Source organism: Arthrobacter silvisoli, assembly GCF_003369445.1.
GTDB lineage: Bacteria > Actinomycetota > Actinomycetes > Actinomycetales > Micrococcaceae > Arthrobacter > Arthrobacter silvisoli.
In genome coordinates this window covers 55762-78237 of sequence record NZ_QRCU01000025.1, presented here as the reverse complement: position 1 = coordinate 78237, position 22476 = coordinate 55762, and the positions used below count along the sequence as shown (strand labels likewise).

At 67.7% G+C, this 22476-nt stretch carries 13 protein-coding genes and 2 tRNA genes; 12 read left to right on the top strand and 3 right to left on the bottom strand.

What is annotated here, in order from left to right:
- Positions 1 to 146: 146 nt before the first annotated feature.
- The gene (locus DWV11_RS05715) at positions 147 to 857 is read right to left on the bottom strand and encodes a 3'-5' exonuclease (protein WP_115787918.1); all 711 of its coding nucleotides are present in this window, start codon (positions 855 to 857) and stop codon (positions 147 to 149) included.
- Between the two features lie 73 nt (positions 858 to 930).
- Here DWV11_RS05715 and DWV11_RS05710 point away from each other — a divergent pair, with 73 nt between their 5' ends.
- The 3 genes from DWV11_RS05710 to DWV11_RS05700 all read left to right on the top strand — a co-directional run bounded on the left by DWV11_RS05710 (position 931) and on the right by DWV11_RS05700 (position 8239).
- Entirely contained in the window at positions 931 to 1347 is a 417-nt protein-coding gene (locus tag DWV11_RS05710) for an MGMT family protein (RefSeq protein WP_115787917.1), read from the top strand.
- Between the two features lie 83 nt (positions 1348 to 1430).
- The gene (locus tag DWV11_RS05705; RefSeq protein ID WP_245953464.1) at positions 1431 to 4637 is read left to right on the top strand and encodes an ATP-dependent helicase; all 3207 of its coding nucleotides are present in this window, start codon (positions 1431 to 1433) and stop codon (positions 4635 to 4637) included.
- Positions 4634 to 8239, top strand: coding sequence for an ATP-dependent helicase (locus DWV11_RS05700; protein WP_115787915.1), 3606 nt, complete (start codon positions 4634 to 4636; stop codon positions 8237 to 8239). Before DWV11_RS05705 ends, DWV11_RS05700 begins: the two co-directional genes overlap by 4 nt.
- 40 nt (positions 8240 to 8279) lie before the next feature.
- On the opposite strand, the gene DWV11_RS05695 is transcribed toward DWV11_RS05700, so the two are convergent.
- Positions 8280 to 9608, bottom strand: coding sequence for a macrolide 2'-phosphotransferase (locus tag DWV11_RS05695; protein WP_115787914.1), 1329 nt, complete (start codon positions 9606 to 9608; stop codon positions 8280 to 8282).
- A 157-nt stretch (positions 9609 to 9765) separates the two neighbouring features.
- Here DWV11_RS05695 and nudC point away from each other — a divergent pair, with 157 nt between their 5' ends.
- From nudC to DWV11_RS20555, 3 genes are read left to right on the top strand one after another with little or no spacing between them, the layout of a single operon-like run.
- Complete coding sequence (nudC, locus tag DWV11_RS05690) at positions 9766 to 10755, top strand: NAD(+) diphosphatase (RefSeq protein ID WP_115787913.1); 990 nt, start codon at positions 9766 to 9768, stop codon at positions 10753 to 10755.
- Complete coding sequence (locus DWV11_RS05685; RefSeq protein WP_115787912.1) at positions 10752 to 12887, top strand: ATP-dependent DNA helicase UvrD2; 2136 nt, start codon at positions 10752 to 10754, stop codon at positions 12885 to 12887. The genes nudC and DWV11_RS05685 overlap by 4 nt, the downstream gene beginning before the upstream one ends.
- The gene (locus DWV11_RS20555) at positions 12880 to 13494 is read left to right on the top strand and encodes a YgjP-like metallopeptidase domain-containing protein (RefSeq protein WP_115787911.1); all 615 of its coding nucleotides are present in this window, start codon (positions 12880 to 12882) and stop codon (positions 13492 to 13494) included. The genes DWV11_RS05685 and DWV11_RS20555 overlap by 8 nt, the downstream gene beginning before the upstream one ends.
- On the opposite strand, the gene DWV11_RS05675 is transcribed toward DWV11_RS20555, so the two are convergent.
- Positions 13491 to 14957, bottom strand: coding sequence for a zinc-dependent metalloprotease (locus tag DWV11_RS05675; protein WP_115787910.1), 1467 nt, complete (start codon positions 14955 to 14957; stop codon positions 13491 to 13493). The two genes, DWV11_RS20555 and DWV11_RS05675, sit on opposite strands and share 4 nt — an antisense overlap.
- Positions 14958 to 15171: 214 nt before the next feature.
- On the opposite strand from DWV11_RS05675, the gene DWV11_RS05670 reads away from it, so the two are divergent.
- The 6 genes from DWV11_RS05670 to DWV11_RS05645 all read left to right on the top strand — a co-directional run bounded on the left by DWV11_RS05670 (position 15172) and on the right by DWV11_RS05645 (position 22430).
- Positions 15172 to 16362: a YlbL family protein gene (locus tag DWV11_RS05670; protein WP_425452044.1), complete on the top strand. Its 1191-nt coding sequence runs from the start codon at positions 15172 to 15174 to the stop codon at positions 16360 to 16362.
- A 148-nt stretch (positions 16363 to 16510) separates the two neighbouring features.
- Positions 16511 to 19516, top strand: coding sequence for a UPF0182 family membrane protein (locus DWV11_RS05665; protein ID WP_115787909.1), 3006 nt, complete (start codon positions 16511 to 16513; stop codon positions 19514 to 19516).
- Between the two features lie 253 nt (positions 19517 to 19769).
- A tRNA-Met gene (locus DWV11_RS05660) sits at positions 19770 to 19843 on the top strand.
- Positions 19844 to 19998: 155 nt separating this feature from the next.
- Positions 19999 to 20072: transfer RNA gene (locus DWV11_RS05655), tRNA-Met, on the top strand.
- 242 nt (positions 20073 to 20314) lie between these two features.
- On the top strand, positions 20315 to 21244 hold the full coding sequence (locus tag DWV11_RS05650; protein WP_115787908.1) for a cytochrome b/b6 domain-containing protein: 930 nt from the start codon (positions 20315 to 20317) through the stop codon (positions 21242 to 21244).
- Between the two features lie 40 nt (positions 21245 to 21284).
- Entirely contained in the window at positions 21285 to 22430 is a 1146-nt protein-coding gene (locus tag DWV11_RS05645; RefSeq protein ID WP_115787907.1) for an acyl-CoA dehydrogenase family protein, read from the top strand.
- Positions 22431 to 22476 lie beyond the last annotated feature (46 nt).

Here is a 22476-nt window from a genome sequence, read left to right as displayed (position 1 = left end):
ATGAATTGTGTCCGGCGCCCGGAGCGGCTGCTCCGGAAGGCGGTTCCTGTGACATGCGTCATGTTCGGTGGAGTGCTATAGGGCCTGTGCGGAAAGTGCGTGAACGCACGCTGGAAGGCAATTCTTCCTGGCAAACCAGGTTGCGGCTAGAAACCGCCGCGGCTCGCGTCTTCCGGCGGGAGCACCGGCCAGTCGCCCTCGATCACGGCGGCGGGCTTGCTGCGACGCAGGTAGGACTGGAAGTCGGCGGCCTGCGCAGCGGCCCAATCGACCTGGAGCTGGTGGAGCTTGGACGCAGGCATGTGCAGCTTGGGGAACTTGCCCGCCATGGCGTCGAGGACCCGCAGCGTCGCCAAGGCGTCCGCGGCGGAGGTATGGGCGTTCTCGAGATCCACCCCGTATTCCTCGCACAATGCTCCGAGGGTCCGCTTGCCCTTGCGGTAGCGGTCCACCTGCTTGTTCATGATGTACGGATCCAGCACCGGGAACCGGCTCAGCTGCGGGACTCCGTGGCGGGCGGACTCGGCGGCAAGGACGGTGAAGTCGTAGCTGGCGTTGAACGCGATGACGGGAACGCCGTCGTCGAACAATTCCTGCAAGGTGGCCGCGACCTCACGGGTGACCTCGGCGGCCGGGCGGCCCTCCGCGCGCGCTTTCGCGGTGGTGATGCCGTGGACGTCGCTGGCTTCCTGGGGGATTTCGACGCCGGGATCGGCCAGCCATTCCCGTTCCTTGATGACGTTGCCCTGGCCGTCCACCACGGTGATCGACGCCGTCACGATCCTCGCGGCGCGGGAGTTCCGTCCTGTGGTTTCGAGGTCGAACGCGGCGCGGGGGAGGGTGTTCCAGGAGCTCATGCCTTCACGCTACCGGCAGCCACAGACAAGATTGGAAACCGACACCGCGGCGGCAGCCGATAGGCTTGAAAACATGCGGACGGAGTTTGTGGGGGCGGTGCTTGCCGTCGTGGACCTCGTGCCTCCAGGCGCGGCCCTTGCCTACGGGGACGTCGCCGAGCTGCTCGGGCGCGGCGGCCCCCGCCAGGTGGGCTCCGTCATGAGCCACTACGGCAGTGCGGTTGCCTGGTGGCGGGTCCTGCGGGCCAGCGGCGAAGCCCCGCCCGGCCATGAAGCCGAAGCGCTGCGTCACTACCTCGCCGAAGGAACCCCGCTGCACGGAGACCATGAGGCATTCCTGCGGACCGGCGAAGGCCGCTGGCGGGTCGACATCGCCGCCGCCCGCTGGGCCCCCGGCGAAGGGGACTTCGACCGGATCGACGCAATTTCGGAGGAGCTGGAGCGTCAGCTCCATCAATTGTCAGTGCCCGATGATGAAATGACTGTGTGAGCGTCCCCCTCAGCAGCCAGCCAGCCAGCAAAGCGTCAGCAGGAACCCCGCAGGCCCCCCGGCAAAACCCGCGCCTCAGGCTTGTGCCGCCGCGCGAAAACATCTGCACGGCGCCGTCGCTGTCCGCGGACCAGGCCGCCGTCGTCGGGCTTCCGCACGGCTCCGGACCTGTCCTGGTGCCCGGGGCGCCCGGCACGGGAAAGACCACCGTCCTGGTCGAAACAGCCGTCCGGCGGGTGGAACGGGACGGTGTGGACCCCGGCCGCATCCTCATCCTGGCGCCGGGCCGGCACGCCGCCTCGGCGCTGCGGGACCGCTTCACCGCCCGCCTCGGGCGGACCCTGAGCACGACGCCGGCCCGCACCTGGGCGTCCTACGCTTTCGACCTGATCCGGCGGGCGAAGGCCGAAGGGGTCCTTCCGCTGCCGCGGCCACCGAAGCTCCTGTCGGGTCCCGAGCAGGACCTCATCATCAAGGAACTGCTCGAGGGCCACAGCCGCCCAGGCCTCGAACTGCCCTGGCCGGATGACTTTTCCGCGGCCCTGCCCACGCGCGGTTTCCGCCAGGAGATCCGCCAGCTTTTCGACCGCATCATTGAATCCGGCCGCACCGCCGAGGACCTGTCGGCGCTCGCCTACGAGTGCGACCGCCCCGATTGGATGGCCGCGGCCCGCCTCTATTCGGAATACCGCGACGTGCTGGACCTTCGCATGCCCGAGGCCTTCGACCCCGCCGGGATCATCACGGCGGCGCGGCAGATTTTCCAGGACGCGCCCGGCTTCCTGGCAGCCGAACGCGAACGGCTCCAGCTGATCCTCGTCGACGACATCCAGGAGGCCAACCCGGCGGTCTTCGAACTGCTCGCCGATATCGCCGAGGGCAAGGATGCCGTGATCACGTCTTCCCCGGACACCGTAGTCCAGGGATTCCGCGGTGCGCGCCCGGACCTCGTTGCAGAGCTGCCCCGCCTGTTGGGCGGTGGCGACACCGTGCTGGAGCTTCCGCTGTCGACCGCCCACCGGCAGGCGCCCGCCGTCGCGAAGGCCTGGCAAGGCGTCGCCGCCCGGATTTCGCAGCGCCAGGGCGGCCAGCTGGCCCGGCGCCTCGAAAGCACCCCCGCCCAGGCCCGGAAAGAAGAAGGCAGGGCAGAGGCGCACCTCCTGCCGTCCCCCGCGCACGAACTGCGCTACGTGGCCCAGCGCATCCTCGAGGCACAGCTGCGGGAAGGGCGCGCGTTCAGCGACATCGCCGTGATCGTGCGCAACGGCGGGCAGCTCGCGCAGCTCCAGCGCTACCTGTCCGGGCAGGGAATCCCGGTGCAGGTGCCGGTGGCCGACGCCGCGGTCCGCGACGAGGTCGCCGTACGTCCCCTGCTGGAGCTCTACGGCGTGGTGCTCGAGCCCGCGAAGCTCACGCCCGAACTCGCTGTGTCCCTGCTGACCTCCCGGATCGGTGGGGCCACGGCCATCGAACTGCGGCGGCTCCGGCAGTCGCTGCGCCGGGACGAGCTGCTCGGCGGCGGCGGCCGGGCCAGCGATTCCTTGCTTGTCGAAGCGCTGCTCCAGCCCGGGGCCCTGGGTTCCTTGGGGATCGAGGGCAGCTCCGCCCGGCGCATCGCCCGGATGATCCGGGCTGGCGGCGAAGCCTTGGGGCAAACGGGGGCAAACGCCGAAACCGTGCTCTGGGCGTTGTGGCAGAGCAGCGGCCTGGCGGCCCGGTGGACGTCATTGGCGCTCGACGGCGGCGCGGCCGGTGCCCGCGCGGACCGCGACCTGGACGCGATGATGGCTCTATTCCACACTGCGGAACGGTACGTCGACCAGCTCCCGGGCTCGGGCGCCGAGCAGTTCCTGGAGTACTTGATGAACCAGGAACTGCCGATGGACACCTTGGCGGCGCGGGCCCAGCTGGAGGAGGCCGTGGAACTGATGACCCCGGCCAGCGCGGCGGGCCTGGAATGGCCGGTGGTGATCGTGGCAGGCCTTCAGGAAGGGGTGTGGCCGAACACCCGGCTGCGCGGCGAACTGCTGGGCAGCACCCTGTTCGCGGACGCCGTCGAGCATGGGGTGGAGCATGCGCTGCAGCGCGGTCCGCTCAGCCGGCTCCGCGACATCCGCCACGACGAACTGCGCAGCTTCTCCACCGCCGTTTCGCGCGCCAAGGAGTTGCTCATCTGCACCGCTGTGTCCTCGGAGGACGAACAGCCTTCGGCGTTCCTGGACTACGTGGCGCCCCTTGAAGCGGGCCAGTACAGCCGTGGCTATACCCCCGTGGAGCGCCCCATGACCCTGCGTGCACTCGTGGCCGAGCTCCGCCAGAAGGTTCAGGCGGATCAGAACGTACAGGAACCCGACGACGCCGCCGAGGCCGCACGGGTCCTGGCGCACCTGGCCACGGCCGAACCCCCCGTGCCCGGCGCCCATCCGGACAGCTGGTGGGGCCTGGCCCCGCTAAGCAGCGAGGCCCCCGTGGTTCCCGAAGGCGGGACCGTGATGGTGTCACCGTCCAAGGTTGAATCGGTGCACAAGTCGCCGTTGGACTGGTTTGTGCAGGCAGCCGGCGGCGAGGCCGCCACCGACTTCGCCAGGAGCCTGGGAACCTTGGTGCATGCCATCGCCCAGGACCTTCCCGACGCCTCCGGCGCCGAGTACCTGGCGGAACTGGCCCGGCGCTGGCCTGCCCTTGGCATGAAGGACAACTGGGAAGGCCGGCTGGATTTCCAGCGGGCCGAGGCCATGGTCCGCAAGCTTGCGCAGTACATCCTGGTGATGCGCGGCGAGGGCCGGCGCCTTGTGGGCGTCGAGCTCGATTTCGAGGTCCCGTTGCCTGCGGTCGGTGAGCGGGCCGCCATGCTCCGTGGGCAGGTGGACCGCCTGGAGATCGACGCCGAGGGCAGGCTCGTGATCGTGGACCTCAAAACGGGCAAGAGACAGCCCGGTAAGGCCGAACTCGCCCGGCACCCGCAGCTCGGTGCCTACCAGGCTGCCGTCCTCGAGGGCGCCTTCGACGCCGCAACAGACGGCACGGCGACCGGGTCCGCGGCCGTTCCCGGCGGAGCCGTACTGGCCCAGCTAGGCACCAAGACCAAGTCTCCCGGCATCCAGGTCCAAGAGCCCCTCGAAGCCGGGGACAACTGGGCCCGGGACCTGGTCAACGAAGCCGCGGCGTTGATGTCGGGGGCCACCTTCGAAGCCAGGCATGATCCGTCCAAGGGCGGCCACGGTGGCCACGGGTGCCGCCTGCCGGAGATTTGCCCGCTCTGTGCCCGAGGAAAGCAGGTAACCGAATGACGCTCGACACCCTCGCGCCGGCGCTCGGCGGGACCGGCCCGGAACCCGGTGCAGGGACGCCGCCGGCTCGCTTCAGTCCCGGCGAGCTCGCAGCCATCATGGGCGAGAAGAACCGCCCCACCGATGAACAGGCAGCCATCATCGCGTCGCCGTTGTCGCCCCGGCTCGTCATTGCCGGCGCGGGATCCGGCAAGACCGCCACCATGGCAGACCGTGTTGTGTGGCTGGTGGCAAACGGCTGGGTCCGGCCTGAAGAGGTCCTCGGCGTCACCTTCACCCGGAAGGCGGCCGGGGAACTGGCCAGCCGCATCAGGGCCAAGCTGGCAACCCTCCAGCGGATCGCCGTCGCGGATCCCGGGCGGCATGGCTTCCCGGACTGGCTGGCGGGTTCGGATGAGCTCGAGCCCAAGGTGTCCACGTACCACTCCTACGCGAGCGGCATCGTTTCGGACTACGGCCTGCGCCTGGGCATCGAGCGTGATGTGGTGCTGCTCGGCGGAGCCCAGGCCTGGCAGTTGGCCGGCGAGGTCGTGGAAGGCTATGACGGCCCCTACGAGCACTTCACCGCGGCGAAATCCACGCTGGTCAACGCCGTGGTGCAGTTGGCGGGAGAATGCGCGGAGCACCTCAGGGAGCCTGCCGAAGTGCAATCCTGGCTGATGGCGCGGGTCTCGGAATTCAGCCAGTTGCCCTACCAGGCAGGAGCCAAGAAGAACCCCACCCAGGCCGCCGCCGAGCTGAACGCCATGCTGCTGACCCGTGCCAGCGTGGCGGATATGGTCGGTCGCTATCAGGCGGCAAAGCGCGAACGCGGCGTGCTCGACTTCGGCGACCTTGTGGCCCTGGCGGCCAGGATCGCCCGGGACGTCCCGGTGGCCGCCGGCACCGAACGGTCCCGCTACAAAGTGGTGCTCCTCGACGAGTTCCAGGACACGTCGCACGCCCAGCTTGTGCTGTTCTCGCGGCTGTTCGGTGAAGGCCATGCCGTCACGGCGGTGGGGGACCCCAACCAGTCGATCTATGGCTTCCGCGGCGCATCGGCGGGCCAGCTGTTCCACTTCGTCCAGGAGTTTCCGGCGAGGAGCGACGACGACGGCGGCCAGCCGGCGTCGTTCGTTCCGGCACCGGTGTCGTACCTGACCACCGCGTGGCGCAACGGACGCAACATCCTGGGCGCTGCCAACGTCATCGCCGCACCCTTGAATAAGGAAGCGGCCTCCGGCGGGTCCGCCGGCGAAAGGACACGGGGGAGCGCCGTGTCGGTCCCGTCGCTGCGGCCAAGCCCGGCAGCCGTCGAAGGCAACGTCATCCTTGGCCGCTTCGCTACGGACGAGGACGAGGCGGCGGCGGTCGCCCGCGATGTCCTGCGGTACCGCCGCACTATCTTCGAAACGGGCCAGTCCGGAGACGCCGTCCTGCCGAGCATGGCCGTTCTCTGCCGCCGTCGTGCGCAGATGGAGGTCCTGCGGCGGGAATTCGAAGTGCAGGGGATACCCTACGAAATCGTCGGCCTCGGCGGGCTCCTCGACACCCCCGAGATCGTAGACCTCGTATCCACGCTGCGGGTACTGGCCGACCCGGGCCGCTCGGACGCCCTGATGCGTCTGCTCGCCGGGGCACGGTGGCGGATCGGCACGGCCGACCTCATGGCTTTCCATGACTGGTCGCGCTTCCTCGCCCGGCGACGGTCGCAGGGCAGCTCCAGTCCGGAAGCACTCATGGCGGACCTCGCCGCGGACGAGGACGCGGGCGGCGTGGTTGTGGAAAGCGATATCACCGATGCCGCGAGCCTTGTGGAAGCCCTGGACTTCCTGCCCCGCCCGGGGTGGACGTCGGCCCACGGCCGGTCACTGAGCGCCGCCGCGCAGGAGCGTCTCGGCAGGCTGTCGGCGGAGCTGAGGGGGCTGCGCAGCTTCCTCGGGGATGACCTCACCACCCTGCTGGGCGAGGTCGAACGGGCCATGCTGCTCGACGTCGAAGTGGCAGCCAAGCCCGGGACCAGCATTCACCAGGCCCGCCGGAACCTTGACGCCTTCCAGGACGCCGCCGCCGGATTCCTGCAGACCTCGCACAGATTGGACCTGTTGGCGTTCCTCTCCTGGCTGGAGGCCGCCGCGTCCGAGGAAGGCGGACTCGACGCCGCCGCCACCGAAGTCAACCACGAGGCCGTGCAACTGCTCACGGTCCACGCCTCCAAGGGCCTGGAATGGGATGTCGTTTTCGTTCCGGGCCTCAATGCCGGCTCCTTCCCCAGCAACCGGGACTCGCGCTGGAGCAGCGGAGCAGCAGCGCTTCCCTGGCCCCTGCGCGGCGACCGTGCCGACCTGCCGCAATGGGACCTGGACCAGGCGGACCAGAAGGGCTGGCTTGATGCGGAAAAGGTGTTCAAGTCGGAGGTCCAGCACCACGGCGAAGCCGAAGAACGGCGCCTGGCCTATGTCGCCTACACCCGTGCCAAGTTCGTGCTGTGGGTATCGAGCGCGGCCTGGAACGGGTCGCGGTCCGGCATCGCCGAGGTCTCACCGTTCCTTGCCGAACTCGCCTCCCTCACGGAAGCGGTGGAGGCCGCCGGCACTCCCGGAGTGCCCGACGCCGGAACCTCCGCAGGAATCCATCCGGCGTCCTTGCGCGAAGACGAACTCCCTGCCGAAAGCCCGCTGACCGTTGCCGCCGAACTGGCGGTGTTCCCCTACGATCCGCTGGAAGGTCCCTGCGACGCGCGGACCGGGGAACGGTTGCGCAATGTGCCGGGCCGCCGCGCCGCCATGGATGCGGCGGCCGACCGCGTCAGGCGGGCCATCGATGCGCTGCGCCCGGGCGACCCCTTGTACCTGCCGGAGGTGCCTGCTGGCTCCGCCGGCCCCTGCGGACCCGGTGATCCCTCCGGGGACGCGGCAGGGACGGCCCGGAGGCCGCTCCGCGGGACCGCTGCCGGGTGGGCGGAGGAAGCCGATCTTCTCCTGAAGCGCTCACGCCAGCGGAAACCGGTCCAGGACATCCACCTGCCGGGCCACATTTCGGCGTCGATGTTCGTGGAACTGGGCGACGATCCGGACGCGGTGCTCGCCCAGCTGAGGCGTCCGGTGCCCCGCGAACCCGGTGTCGCGGCCCGCAAGGGAACGGCGTTCCATTCCTGGGTCGAGGAGTATTTCGGCACCACGGGCATGCTGGACTTCGGCGAAGAAGCGGGCGCCGACGCCCACATCGATGCCGCCTATGGCCTTGACGACATGGTGGATACTTTCAAGCATTCCGAATGGGCCCACCGGGCACCGGCCTTCGTCGAAGTACCGGTGGAAACCAGCATCGCCGGAGTGGTGGTCCGTGGCCGGATCGACGCCGTGTTCCGCAATGCCGACGGCACCTGGGAACTGGTGGACTGGAAGACCGGCAGGCGTCCCTCGGGCGGCCGCCTCGCCAGCCGCTCCGTGCAGCTGGCGGTGTACCGCCTCGCCTGGGCCCGCCTGAAGGGAGTGCCCCTGGAAACGGTGAGCGCGGCCTTCTACTACGTCCCCGACGACGCCGTGGTCCGTCCGCACGATCTCGGCTCGGAGACGGAACTCGAAGCGATCATCACGGAGGCGCTTTCCCGGCCGGTGTGACGGCGCCGGCGTCGCCCTCAAGGATGGAACCGGTTCCGGGCTAACGTTTGTCGGCGTCCTGAAGCCCGGTCCTGCCTGCCGCGGACGGGTCATCCTCGGCAGGGCTTTCCACGGACCTGTCCGGGTTGCCCGGCTGGCCGTCCGCCCCCGCGGAGGAACTGTCTTCCGGTGCATCCGTGGGGGCCGGAGGCACGATCCGGATGGCCGCCGTCGAAGTGTCGGAGGCTGACGGTGCATCGCCCGCCGGAGGAGTTACCGCAGCGTCTGCGCCGGCATCCGGGATCGGAATGACGCTGACGGCGGGGGTAGGCACCGCGCTCACAGTGACCGCCGGCGTCGAGCTGACAACCGGGTGCCCGGCAGCTGCCGGCTTGTCTGCCGCTCCGCCGTCCGTGACCGGGCCCGCGGCGGCCGCCGCGGCTGCTTCGCTGGCGGCAGCTTCGGCGTCGGCCGCGTCCTGCTCGCCGATGTCCTCCGCCAGGGACTTCAGCATGGCTTCGGCTTCGGCGGTCATTTCGGCATGGCCCGCTGCGATTGCCTTCACCAGGTACTGGGCCAGGGCGAACTCTGCGAGAAGCGCCGCGCGGCGCAGCAGGTGGCTGTCGGCCTTGTCCCGGCGGGCCTCCGTGTAGTGCCGCAGGACCGCCCCGACGAAGGACTGCTCGTTGGAAGCAACCAACCAGGCAAAGTCGTCTGCGGGGTCGCCGATGCGGAGATCGGTCCAGCCCGTCAGTGCGGTCACACGGTCGCCGTCCACCAGCAGGTTGTCTTCGTGCAGGTCGCCGTGCACAACGCAAGGGTTGAAGCGCCACAGGGCAACGTCTTCCAGCGCGTGCTCCCAGCGGCGCAGGAGGAGCGTGGGGATCTTGCCCGTGGTCGCCGCCTGGTCGAGCTCATTGAGCTTGCGCTGGCGGAATTCGTTGGCCGTGTAGCTGGGGAGGTCGGCGTTGTTGACCAGCGACTGCGGCAGGTCATGGACGGCGGCCAGAGCGATGCCGATCTCCTTGGCCAGGGCGTCAGTGCAGCCCGACAGTTCCTCGATGCTGCGGGTTGAGCCGGCCAGGTGCGTGTAGACGAACGTGCTCAAGCCGCCTTGCCGTACGGTGCCTGCAACGCTGGGGAGCAGGAAGGGCAGTTCTGCGCGGATGGCGGGCGAGAACGTCCGCAGCACCATGAACTCGGTCTCCAGGCGGGTGCTGGCCTCGGCGTGCCTCGGTGAGCGAACCCGCCAGCGCTTGCCTTCGGAGTCGAGCAGGAGCGCCGAATCGAAATCAGCGGCGTCGTCCGGGGCGGATGCAGTGGCTGTCGGCGCCAGGCCGGGCACTGCCGCTGTTGCAATTGCGGCCAGTTCGAGCGGTGTTCTTCTCACACCTCCCACGGTAGAGTCACGGGCGCCGCTCGGGGCGATGCCCCGCGGCGAGTCTCCAGATCGGCCGCGAAAAGCTGCCCCGGAGACCGCCGTGGGGGCCGCGGCGCCCTGAACAGGGCAAATGTTATTTGTCGGTGCGAGTCAGTACGGTAGGTACATGAGTTTTACCGAGTTCCGGGCACCGGCGAACCACCTGACGGACACCCTTCTTCCGGTCCGTCCGGCCATGGTGGACAGGGCTTCGGCTGAACGCATCAAGCCCGGGACGGTCGAGGAGCTCCTCGCCTCCGGGACCGCCAAGGCCATGGTCCTGGCGGAGAGGCAGGCCCTGGTCGATGGCGACGCGCTGTGGCTTGGCGATGCCGGAACACTTTTCAACTCCCTCCGGGAAGCCTCCGGGGTGCCACCCGCAGCCGTCTACCTGGGCAGGACACTGACGGATGCGGCCCACCCGCGGGACACCCCGGTGCTGCTGTTGGTACCCGCGGCACCCCTGGAACCCGGCACCCTGGGCGTCCCCGCAAGCGCCTTCTGGGTCGGCTTCCGGGAAATCGCCGCCCGTTTGGACGCCACCGATGCCGCGCTGTTCATCCAGGCAAGCGCGATCGCCAACTGGCACGCCACCCACACCCACTGCCCGCAATGCGGCACGCCAACGGACAGCGAAGCCGGCGGGTGGGTCCGGCGCTGCCCCCGGGACAACTCCGAACACTACCCGCGCACGGACCCGGCGATCATCGTTACCGTGGTCGGACCCGACGGCCGGGTACTGTTGGGCGGCGGAGGGCCGGCCGGTTCCATCAACCACTCCACGCTGGCCGGTTTCGTGGAACCGGGGGAGTCCCTTGAACAGGCAGTGGTCCGTGAAATCGCTGAGGAAGTCGGGGTCCGGGTCAGCAGCTGCCAGTACCTCGGTTCCCAGTCCTGGCCCTTCCCCGCGTCCCTGATGCTCGGGTTCACTGCCTTCACCGAGGACACGGAAGCCAGGCCCGACGGCGTCGAGGTCACCCGGGCGCGCTGGTTCAGCCCTGAGGAACTCCAGGCGGCTGTCCTCTCCGGAGAGATCACCATTCCGTCCCGGCTGTCGATCGCGCGTTCCCTCATCGAGCACTGGTACGGCGGCACTATCGAGGACCTCCAGAAGTGACCTCTGCCCTGCCCGTCCTTGGCGGCTCCCTGGAGGACCGCATCCTTGGCGGCCTCGACGCCGAACAACGCGAGGTTGCCAGCACCCTGACCGGACCCCTGTGTGTCCTTGCCGGAGCCGGAACGGGAAAGACCCGTGCCATCACCCACCGCATCGCCTACGGCGTGCACTCGGGCGTGTACAGCCCGCAGCGACTGCTGGCGGTGACCTTCACCGCCCGGGCGGCCGCCGAGATGCGCAGCCGCCTCCGGGACCTGGGCGCCGGCAACGTCCAGGCCCGCACCTTCCATGCTGCCGCCCTGCGCCAGTTGCAGTTCTTCTGGCCGCAGGCGATCGGCGGTACGCTGCCGAACCTGCTGGACCACAAGGCCACCATGATCGCCGAGGCTGCGCGCCGGCTGCGGCTGAGCACCGACCGCGCGTCGATCCGTGACCTCGCCGCGGAGATCGAATGGGCCAAGGTCTCGATGCTGACCCCGGCCAACTACCTGGAGAACGCCCAGGGCCGGGGCACTCCCGGCGGGTTCGACCTCACCGCCGTCGCCCGGGTCTTCCAGTCCTACGAAGACGTCAAGACGGACCGCAACGTCATCGACTTCGAGGACGTCCTGCTGATCACCGTGGGCATCCTCCAGGAAGACCCGAAGGTGGCGGCCACGGTCAGGGAACAGTACAGGCACTTCGTGGTGGACGAATACCAGGACGTTTCCCCGCTGCAGCAGCGCCTCCTGGAGCTGTGGCTCGGCGACCGCAACGAGCTCTGCGTGGTGGGCGACGCCAGCCAGACCATCTACTCCTTCACCGGCGCATCACCCAAGCACCTCCTGGGCTTCAAGAAGAAGTTCCCGGAGGCCACCGTCGTCAAGCTTGTCCGGGACTACCGCTCCACCCCGCAGGTGGTGAAGCTCGCCAACGAGCTGCTGGGTTCCCGCCGCGGCGGAGGGCCTGCTGCCGACGCCGCCTGGGCGAAGCCCTTGCAGCTCGTGGCCCAGCGCCCGGGCGGCCCGGAACCCCGGTTCATGGAATGCCCGGACGACGAGGCAGAGGCCGCCGTGGTTGCCGGACGGATCCGCGAACTGCTCGACGCCGGCGTGCAGGCAAGCGAGATCGCCGTCCTTTTCCGTACCAACGGACAGTCCGAAGCCTACGAGCAGGCGCTCGCCTCCGCCGGCATCGGCTACCAGCTCCGGGGCGGGGAGCGCTTCTTCGCCCGCAAGGAAGTGCGCGACGCGATCCTGCAGCTGCGTGCCGCCACTCGTGCCGCCGCGGAAACCGCGGGCGAACCGCTCGGCCAGCTGGTCCGGGACATCGTGGCATCGCTCGGCTACTCCGATTCCGCCCCGCACGGCGGCGGCGCGTTGCGGGAACGCTGGGAATCCCTGGCCGCGCTCGTGGCCCTCGCCGACGAACTCGTCGCCAACCGCGGAGCCGAATTCGGCCTCGCCGAATTCGTCAACGAACTCCAGGAACGTTCCGTGGCCCAGCACGCCCCCACGGTGCAGGGCGTTACCCTGGCGTCCCTGCACGCCGCCAAGGGCCTGGAATGGGACGCTGTATTCCTGGTGGGCCTGAGCGAAGGCCTCATGCCCATTTCCTTCGCCGACACGCCGGAAGCCGTGGACGAAGAGCGGCGCCTCCTCTACGTCGGCATCACCCGTGCACGCGAACACCTCAGCCTGTCCTGGTCCACGGCCCGCACGCCCGGCGGCCGGGCCAACCGCAAGCCGTCCCGCTTCCTCGACGGGCTCCGCCCTGAGTCCATCAGCCCGGCCAGTGCCCGCAGCCGCGCGGTGCCCCGGCGCAAGGCAGCTGCCCCGGCGTCCTGCCGGGTGTGTGGCAGCATGCTCGCTACCGGCGCCGAACGCAAGATCGGGCGGTGCCGGCAGTGCCCGCCTAGCTACGAAGAACAGACCTTCGAGGCGCTGCGGCAGTGGCGCAAGGACGAAGCCAGCTCGGCAGAGGTTCCCGCATTCGTCGTCTTCACGGATGCGACCCTGACCGCCATCGCCGAGGCCCGCCCCGCGAGCCTCGAGGAACTGGCCACGCTGGCCGGGGTCGGCCCTTCGAAACTCGAAAAGTACGGCGAAGCCGTCCTCTCGGTGCTGGCCGAAAGCGGGCACGGCGATGCGTGAGCGTGCCATCCCCCTGACCTCCCACGAGCTGACCACCCGCGACGGCGCTCCCGTCGTCGTGCGCCGCTCGGCCCGGCGCCGCCGCACCGTGGCCGCCTTCTGGGAGGACGGAAACGCCGTCGTCGCCATCCCGGCGTCGTTCACCCGGGCGCAGGAGCGTGAATGGGTGCAGCGGATGCTGGACAAGCTCCACCGCCAGGGGGAGCGCCGCGCGCACGGCGCGGGACGCCGCCGGCCCTCAGGGGACGCCGAACTGGCCGCACACGCGGCGGCGCTTTCGGACAGGTACCTCGCCGGGCGGGCGGTCCCGACGTCGGTCCGCTGGGTCAGCAACCAGAACTCCCGTTGGGGCTCGGCCACCCCGGCCGAAGGCAGCATCCGGCTGTCGGACAAGCTGAAGCCCATGCCGCAATGGGTGGTTGACTACGTGCTGCTCCACGAACTGGCCCATTTGCTGGTGGCAGGGCACAACAGTGCGTTCTGGCGCCTCCTGGAGGCCTACCCGGAAACGCAACGGGCGAAGGCTTTCCTTGAAGGAGTAGCCTTCGCCACGTCGCGCGGTCTGGGAAGGGAACCGGAAGGCCCCGAAGGGGAAACCGGCTGCTAGCCCTTCGCTTCGCCTGAGCCGTTGTCGGAGCCGTTGTCAGTGCCGCCGTCGGAGGCGCCTCCGTCCGGGGCGCCGCCGGCTTCCGTTTCGGCACCCGGGTCGGCTGAATCCGCCGGGGAGTCGTAGCCTCCGTTGAGCAGCTTCTGCAGGGCGTCGTCCACTTCGCTGTCGCTGGCCTCGGCCAGTCGGCGGCGCTCGGAGAAGCCCTTCGGATCGTCCAGGTCCTCGGCCGTCGGCAGGAGGTCCGGGTGGTGCCAGATGGCATCGCGGCCGGCGATTCCGCGCTCTTCCTTCAGTTGCGCCCACAGTGTGGCCGCTTCGCGGAGCCTCCGTGGCCGCAGTTCCAGGCCGACCAGCGAGGAGAAAGCATGCTCGGCAGGCCCGCCGGTGGCACGGCGGCGGCGGACGGTTTCGCGCAGGGCCGCAGCCGAGGGCAGCATCTTCTCCGTAGCGGCAGCGGTCAGTTCGTCCACCCAGCCTTCGACCAAGGCAAGGGCCGTTTCCAGCTTCTCCAAGGCAGCGGACTGTGCCGGGGTGCGCTCCGGAGTGAACACGCCCTGGGACAGGGCTTCCTGGATGCCTTCGGGGTTGCTGGGGTCGAGGTCGCGGGCCAGGTCTTCGATCCGGCTCATGTCGATGTGGATTCCCCGGGCGTACGCTTCGATGGCCCCGAGCAGGTGGCCGCGCAGCCACGGAACCTGGACGAACAGGCGGGCGTGCGCCGCCTCGCGGACGGCGAGGTAGAGCCGGATGTCGTTCTCGGGGACACTGAGCCCTTCGCCGAACGTGGCGACGTTGCCCGGAAGCAGCGCCATTTCCAGGTCGGCAAGGGGGACGCCGATGTCGGTGGAGCTGACAACCTCCGCGGAGAGGGCGCCGATGGCCTGGCCCAACTGCATGCCGAAGATCGCGCCGCCCATGTTTTGCAGCATGGACGAGGCGCCGCCCATCATGGATTTCATTTCTTCGGGCATCTGCTGCGTCAGCGCATCCGACAGTGCGTTGGCAATGCTGTTCGCCACCGGTTCGGTCAGGCGCTTCCAGGTGCCGAGGGTAGCCTCCACCCATTCAGCCCGCGACCACGCGTGGCCAATCAGCCCCGTGGCTTCAAGGTCCGTGACCGGATCCAGCCAGAGCTCCGCCAGCCGGAGCGCTTCATCGATCGCGCGGCTCTGCGCCGATGTCACTGAGGGATCGCTGCCGGCCGCGGCCACACGGCGCGCGTTCTCGTGGGCCAGTTGCCAGTTGACCGGGCCTTCGGAACTCGAGCTCATCATGGCCTGGACCTGGGAGAACATCTGTTGGAGCAGGGCAGGATCGTTGGGCAGTCCCGCCGCCTTGGCCAGCTCCGCCGGGTCGATGTTGCCCATGCCCTGTCCGCCCATCAGGTTCTTCAGCATTTCCGCCAAAGGATCCTGGGGTGCATCGTCCCCGTTCGAGGGGGTATTGGGGTTCGAAGTCATGGTGCCGCCGATCGTCGCTGCTGACTGGTGATCATCTTCAAGTTACCGCGCAGGGACGGGGCTGTCTGCCTTGCGGCAGGCCCGTTCGCTCTAGGCAAAGCAGCACGCGGAGGGCACGGCGTCGTAGGGTGGGACGTTGAGAAGGGTGCCGGAAGCGAAGCGCCCGGCGACACGACATTGCGCACCCGGCGGTGCGCGCGGAGAGGCCATTTCATTGAACACATCGCCGAACCCCTGGGACGGCCGGGGTACCGGAAGCTTCGACGACGGCGGGCGGCGTTTCCGGGTGCCGGCACCTTTTGAGGGTTCCGATTCCGATGGCCCGGGACCTGACGGCACGGAGCAGTCCCGCCAGCGCGGCGGCAGGTACACCGCGATGCTTATCTCGGGGGCGCTCGCGATCCTCCTCGGGGTCGCCGCCGTCGCGCTGCCCGTTCCCTATGTTGTGGAGTCTCCCGGCCCCACCTTCAACACGCTGGGAAAGGACGGCGGAAAGCCGGTGATTTCCGTCAGCGGGCACGAAAGCTTCCCCGCCAAGGGCAATCTCGATCTGACCACGGTCTACATCAACGGCGGCCCCAACGGCCCTGTCAGCCTGGTGGAAGCCTTCCAAGCGTGGCTGGACGGCTCCAAGGCCGTCTACCCGGAGGAACTGATCTACCCCAAGGGCATCACCAGGGAGGAATCCGAGCAGGAAAGTGCCCAGGCCATGACCTCCTCCCAGGAGAACGCCGTGGCCGCCGCCCTGAAAGAACTGGATATTCCCTTCGGGCAGAAGCTCGAAATTGCCGGGTTGAGCAGCAATTCCGCGTCCGAGGGTAAGCTCCGCGAAGGGGATACCTTCACCTCCATCAACGGCAAGGCCGTGACATCGCTCGCCGTCATCCAAAGCGAACTGGCGGCCACCGCGGGGGCGCCGGCCGCCGTCGTCGTTGAACGCCAGGGCAAGGCCGTCGCGGTCAGCATCAAACCGAACAAGGGCGACAACGACCGCTGGCTGCTGGGCGTGGCCCTGCAGTACAAGTTCACCTTCCCGTTCCAGGTGAAGATTTCCCTTGAGGACGTAGGCGGGCCGAGCGCCGGAATGATGTTTGCCCTGGGAATCATCGACACCGTCACCCCCGGAGACCTCACCGGCGGCAAGCACATCGCCGGAACCGGAACCATTTCCCCCGACGGCACGGTGGGGCCGATCGGCGGCATCGCACAGAAGATGCACGGTGCGCGGGACAAGGGGGCCAGCCTGTTCCTGGCCCCCGCGGCCAACTGCGATGACGTGGTGGGCCATGTTCCCGACGGCCTCCAGGTGGTCAAAGTGGAGACCCTCGGTGACGCCGAGGCGGCCGTGAAACGGCTCGCCGAAGGGCAGGACACCTCCGGGCTGCCGGCCTGCACTAAGAACTAGACTGGCGAAGGAACTTAGCTCCGCCGCCACTCGTGGCATATTTGACGGCCCCGGACCGCTCAGCATGGCTGGACTGTGTTGTGCGGGACGGGCCGCCGAACACCCGCACTGACCCGTAATTCTGACATCGAGCTATGAGGTACCTGGTTTGTCCCGTCCTGCAAGCACCCGCCCGCCCGGAAGACCGCCGCTGAGACGGGGTGCCCTGACTCCCACGTTGATCGTCGTGGCGCTCGCAGTCGTGGCTTTCGTGTTCTTCTCCAACGTCTGGACCGACGTCCTGTGGTACCAGCAGCTTGGCTTCTTCGAGGTCTACGTCCGCGAGAACCTTGCCCGGATCCTGACCTTCGTGGGCGGCTTCATCATCATGTTCGGCGCCGTCTACGCGTCGATCCGCCTGGCGTACCGCGCCCGTCCGGTCTACGCCCCGGACTCCGAGGTCCGGGACAACCTCAGCCGGTACCAGGTCCAGCTCGAGCCGGTCCGCCGGGTGGTCATGATCGGCCTGCCCATCCTGTTCGGTCTCTTCGCCGGCAGCGCCGCCGCGAGCCAGTGGCAGAAGGTGCTGATGTTCTTCAACCAGGAACAGTTCGGCCAACAGGACCCGCAGTTCGGGCTGGATATCAGCTTCTACGTCATGAGCCTGCCGTTCCTCGGCTTCGTGACCGGGTTCCTGATCAGCGTGGTGGTGGTGGCCGGCATCGCCGGAATCCTCACCCATTACCTGTACGGCAGCATCCGGCTCATGGAACGCGGGGTCTTCACCAGCCGTGCGGCACAGATTCACCTCGCTGTGAGCGGTGCCCTGTTCCTGCTCCTGCTCGGCGCGAACTTCTGGCTCGACGTCTACGGCACCGTCCAGAACAACGGCGGCCGCTGGGCCGGTGCCCTCTACACGGACGTCACCGCCGTCGTGCCTACCAAGTCCATCCTTGCGGTTGCCGCGGGCCTGGTGGCCATCCTCTTCATCGTCGCCGCGGTGATCGGCCGCTGGCGCCTGCCGGTGATCGGCACGGCGATGCTGATCATCACCTCGATCCTCGCGGGCGGTGTGTACCCGTGGGTGATCCAGCAATTCCAGGTGCGGCCCTCCGAGCAGACCCTCGAGAACAAGTACATCGAGCGGAACATTTCGATGACCCGGGCCGCCTACGGCCTGGACAAAGTGCAGGTCCAGCCGTACAAGGCCACCACCACCGCCAGCACCGGCGCCCTCGCGAAGGACGCCCAGACGGCGGCGAACATCCGCCTGCTTGACCCGAACCTGGTGTCCTCGGCATTCGGCCAGCTGGAGCAGTACCGCCCGTACTACCAGTTCCCCAAGGCCCTGAACGTGGACCGCTACACCGTGAACGGCAAGGTCCAGGACACCGTCATCGCGGTCCGCGAACTGAATGCCGATGGCATCAGCACAGGCCAACAGACCTGGTACAACAAGCACATCGTGTACACCCATGGCTACGGCGTGGTGGCCGCGAAGGGCAACAAGTTCACCGTGGACGGCAAGCCCGACTTCCTGCTGTCGGGCATCCCCTCCAGCGGCGTCCTCGGCAACGATTCGAACTACCAGCCCCGGATCTACTTCGGTGAGAACACCACTGACTATTCGGTGGTCGGCGCCCCGGATGGATCGGCGCACCGCGAACAGGACCGGCCTGCCGGCAAGGACGGTTCCACTGACACCCAGTACACCTTCACGGGGAACGGCGGCCCGAACGTGGGCAACTGGTTCAACCGCATCCTGTACTCCATGAAGTTCCAGTCCTCGGACCTGCTGCTGTCCGACGGCGTGAACGAGAAGTCCCAGATCCTCTACGACCGCACGCCGCGCGAACGCGTGGAGAAGGTGGCTCCGTACCTGACCGTTGACGGCAACGCCTACCCGGCCGTGGTCGACGGGCGCGTCAAGTGGATCGTGGACGGGTACACCACGAGCCAGTATTTCCCGTACTCGCAGCAGCAGCAGTTGCAGAACGTCACGGCGGACACGCAGACCAGCACGGGCCGCACCGCGGTGCTGCCCAACAGCACGGTCAACTACATCAGGAACTCGGTGAAGGCCACAGTCGACGCCTACGACGGCTCGGTGACCCTCTACGCCTGGGACGACCAGGACCCCCTCCTGAAGACCTGGCAGAAGATTTTCCCGAGCACCATCAAGCCGTTCTCGGAAATGTCCGGGCAGCTCATGAGCCACGTCCGGTACCCGGAGGACCTGTTCAAGGTGCAGCGCGAACTGCTCGGCCGCTACCACGTCACCAACCCGGACCGTTTCTACAACAACGTTGACGCGTGGAGCGTGCCGAACGATCCCACTGTGACGGGAACCGACGCCGTGAAGCAGCCGCCGTTCTATATGTCGCTGCAGATGCCGGGCCAGAGCAAGCCGGCTTTCCAGCTGACTTCCTCCTTCATCCCGCAGACCGTCAACGGCAACGCCCGGAACATCCTGTATGGCTTCCTGTCGGCTGATTCCGATGCCGGAAGCTCCAAGGGTGTGAAGGACCCGGGGTACGGCCAGTTGCGGCTGCTCCAGCTGCCCACAGACACGCAGGTGCCCGGTCCCGGCCAGGCGCAGAACAAGTTCAACTCCGATCCCGAGGTTTCACGGGAGCTGAACCTGCTGCGCCAGGGTGCCTCCGATGTGCTCAACGGCAACCTGCTGACCCTCCCGGTGGGCGGCGGCCTGCTCTATGTCCAGCCGGTCTACCTGAAGTCCACGGGCGAAACCTCGTACCCGACGCTGCAGCGCGTCCTGGTTGCCTTCGGCGACAAGGTGGGCTTCGCCGCCACCCTTGACGAGGCCCTGGACGAACTGTTCGGCGGCGACTCCGGTGCGCAGGCGGGCGATTCGGCCAACAACGGCCAGACGCCCACCACGCCAAACAACCCGAAGCCGCCGTCCGGTGCGGAGGACGCCAAGGCCGACCTGAAGAATGCCCTCGACGAGGCCAACAAGGCGCTGCAGGACGGCCAGGCAGCCCTGGCCAAGGGCGACTTCGCCGGGTACGGCGCGCAGCAGAGCAAGCTGGCTGCCGCGCTGAAGAAGGCGCTCGACGCCGAAGCCCGGCTTGGGGTGACACCGTCACCGACGACGTCCCCGACGCCATCGCCGTCGAGCACTGTGACGCCGACCCCGACGCAGAGCGGCTAGGATCCAGCGACGGAACCCTTTGAGAGAGGCGGTGTCCGCCGGAAGCGGCGGACACCGCCTCCTTTCGTACCCGGCGGAGTCCGTTCCCGGACTCGATTCCGGGCGGGGGAGACGGACGTCACGTCGCTTGGATTTGGCCCTGTATTCACCGGACGGTAATGTAGTTCATGACTCGATTCCGGGCGGGGGAGACGGACGTCACGTCGCTTGGATTTGGCCCTGTATTCACCGGACGGTAATGTAGTTCATGCGACGCGGGGTGGAGCAGTTCGGTAGCTCGCTGGGCTCATAACCCAGAGGTCACAGGTTCAAATCCTGTCCCCGCAACTGGAAGAAGATCCGGATCAGTGCAAACTGGTCCGGATCTTTTGTTTTCCCAGGGAGTGATTTCGGGAGCGCCTGGTTTTTCCGGCAGACTCCGCGGCCACTGCGAAGCAGGTGGTCAGGAGCCCGCCGAAAGTAGGGTAGAGTAGAGACCGCGACGCGGGGTGGAGCAGTTCGGTAGCTCGCTGGGCTCATAACCCAGAGGTCACAGGTTCAAATCCTGTCCCCGCAACTGGAAGAAGATCCGGATCAGTGAAAACTGGTCCGGATCTTTTGTTTTCGGCCCATGGAGAATAGTTGGATTTCCTAGTATTCTCGGTTTTGGGCGACCGGACGGCAGGTAAAGCCAGCAGGAACGGGCACCCGAGGGCCATATCCGAAGACTGGCGTAACAGGCGTTGGCTGCGGCAGGCGAAAGCCTGTTAGCTTGATGCGTCCATGATTGCCAAAGTTCCCCGAGAGGTGTCTGCGAAGATGTCCGCCCCCACGAAGAAGCCGTCAGCACAGCAAAGCAAATGGCTCCGGCCGGTCCTGGCCGTTGCCGGCGCCCTGCTGCTGCTTCTCATCCTCGTGCTGCTCGCCAAGTGGTTCACGGGCAGCACCGCCGGACAGTCCTTCCTGCACGATTACCCTGGCCGCTCCGAACTTCCGGCCGGTGCCCCGGTGGGGATTCCCGCCTGGCTGGGCTGGCAGCACTTCCTGAACGTCTTCTTCCTGGTGCTCATCGTGCGCTCCGGCTGGCAGGTACGCACCGCCAAGCGGCCCCCGGCATACTGGACCCGCAACAACAAGGGCTTCATCCGCACCAGGAATGCGCCCACGAAAATGAGCCTGGACCTGTGGTTCCACCTCACGCTGGACGCCCTGTGGGTCCTCAACGGCCTGATCTTCATCATCCTGCTCTTCGCTACCGGCCAGTGGATGCGGATCGTGCCGACCAGCTGGGACGTTATCCCGAACGCCGTCTCCGCGGGAATCCAGTACCTCTCCCTCAACTGGCCCGTCGAGGATGGCTGGGTCAACTACAACGCCCTTCAGTTGCTGACCTACTTCGTGACGGTCTTCATCGCCGCTCCGCTGGCCATCCTCACCGGCCTCCGCACCTCCTCTGCCTGGCCGAAGAAGGCCGCCGTCAACAAGATCTACCCGATCGAAATTGCCCGCGCCGTCCACTTCCCGGTGATGATCTACTTCGTCGCTTTCACCCTCGTCCATGTCACCTTGGTCCTCGCGACCGGAGCACTGCGCAACCTGAACCACATGTATGGCGGCAGCAGCGACGAGAACTGGATCGGTTTCGGGATCTTCGCCGCCTCACTCGCCGTGATCGTGGCCGCCTGGTTCCTGGCCAGGCCCTTGTTCCTTCGCCCCATCGCATCCTTGACGGGGAAGGTCAGCAAATAACCCCTGGCAGCTAGCCGGCCAACCCGGATAAGGAGTGCCCATGTTCGAGCTCAACGAAGAGCAGCAAGCGGTCGTCGAGATGGTGCGCGACTTCGCGGCAACAGCCATCGCCCCGCATGCGGCCGAATGGGACGAACATAAGCACTTCCCCGTGGACGTCCTGAAGGAGGCGGGCGGGCTCGGCATGGGCGGCATCTACGTCAGTGAGGAATTCGGCGGCTCCGGTCTTGGCCGGATGGATGCCGTCCTGATTTTCGAAGAGCTCTCCAAGGCTGACCCGAGCATTGCAGCCTACATTTCCATCCACAACATGGTGGCGTGGATGATTGACGCTTTCGGCAGCGAGGAGCAGCGCGCCAGGTGGGTGCCGCAGCTGGCTTCCATGGAAGCCCTGGGCAGCTACTGCCTGACGGAGCCCGGCGCAGGCTCCGACGCCGCCGCGCTCACCACCAAAGCAGTGCGCGACGGCGACGACTACCTTCTGACGGGCACCAAACAGTTCATCTCCGGGGCCGGGGCCGCAGGGGTGTACGTCGTCATGGCCCGCACCTCCGATTCGGGCAGCCACGGGATCACCGCCTTCGTGGTGCCCGGGGACGCCCGGGGGCTGTCTTTCGGACCGAACGAGAAGAAAATGGGCTGGAACGCCCAGCCCACCCGGCAAGTGATTTTCGACGGCGTCCGCGTGCCCGCCGCCGACCGGCTGGGGGAGGAGGGCAGCGGATTCGCCATCGCGATGAAGGGCCTGAACGGAGGCCGGCTCAACATCGGTGCCTGTTCCCTGGGCGGCGGCCAGGCGGCAATGGAAAAGTCCATCGCCTATTTGAGCGGGCGCTCGGCCTTCGGCGGTCCCCTCATCAACCAGCAGGCACTGTTGTTCGACATCGCGGACATGGACACGGAACTCGAAACGGCCAGGACGCTGCTGCTGCGCGCCGCTGACGCCCTGGAACGCGGTGCGCCGGACACCGTGCGACTGTGCGCCATGGCCAAGCGGGTCGCCACCGACGCCGGCTTCAACGTGGCAAACAAGGCTGTGCAGCTCCACGGCGGCTACGGCTACCTCTCCGAATACGGGCTGGAGAAGATCCTCCGGGACCTCCGGGTACACCAGATCCTCGAAGGCAGCAACGAGATCATGAAGCTGATCGTCGGGCGGCTGGCCGTCGAAGCAAAACACCGCTGAAACCAGGCAAGGCAAAGAGCCCGGCGCCCGTTCTTGCGGACGGACG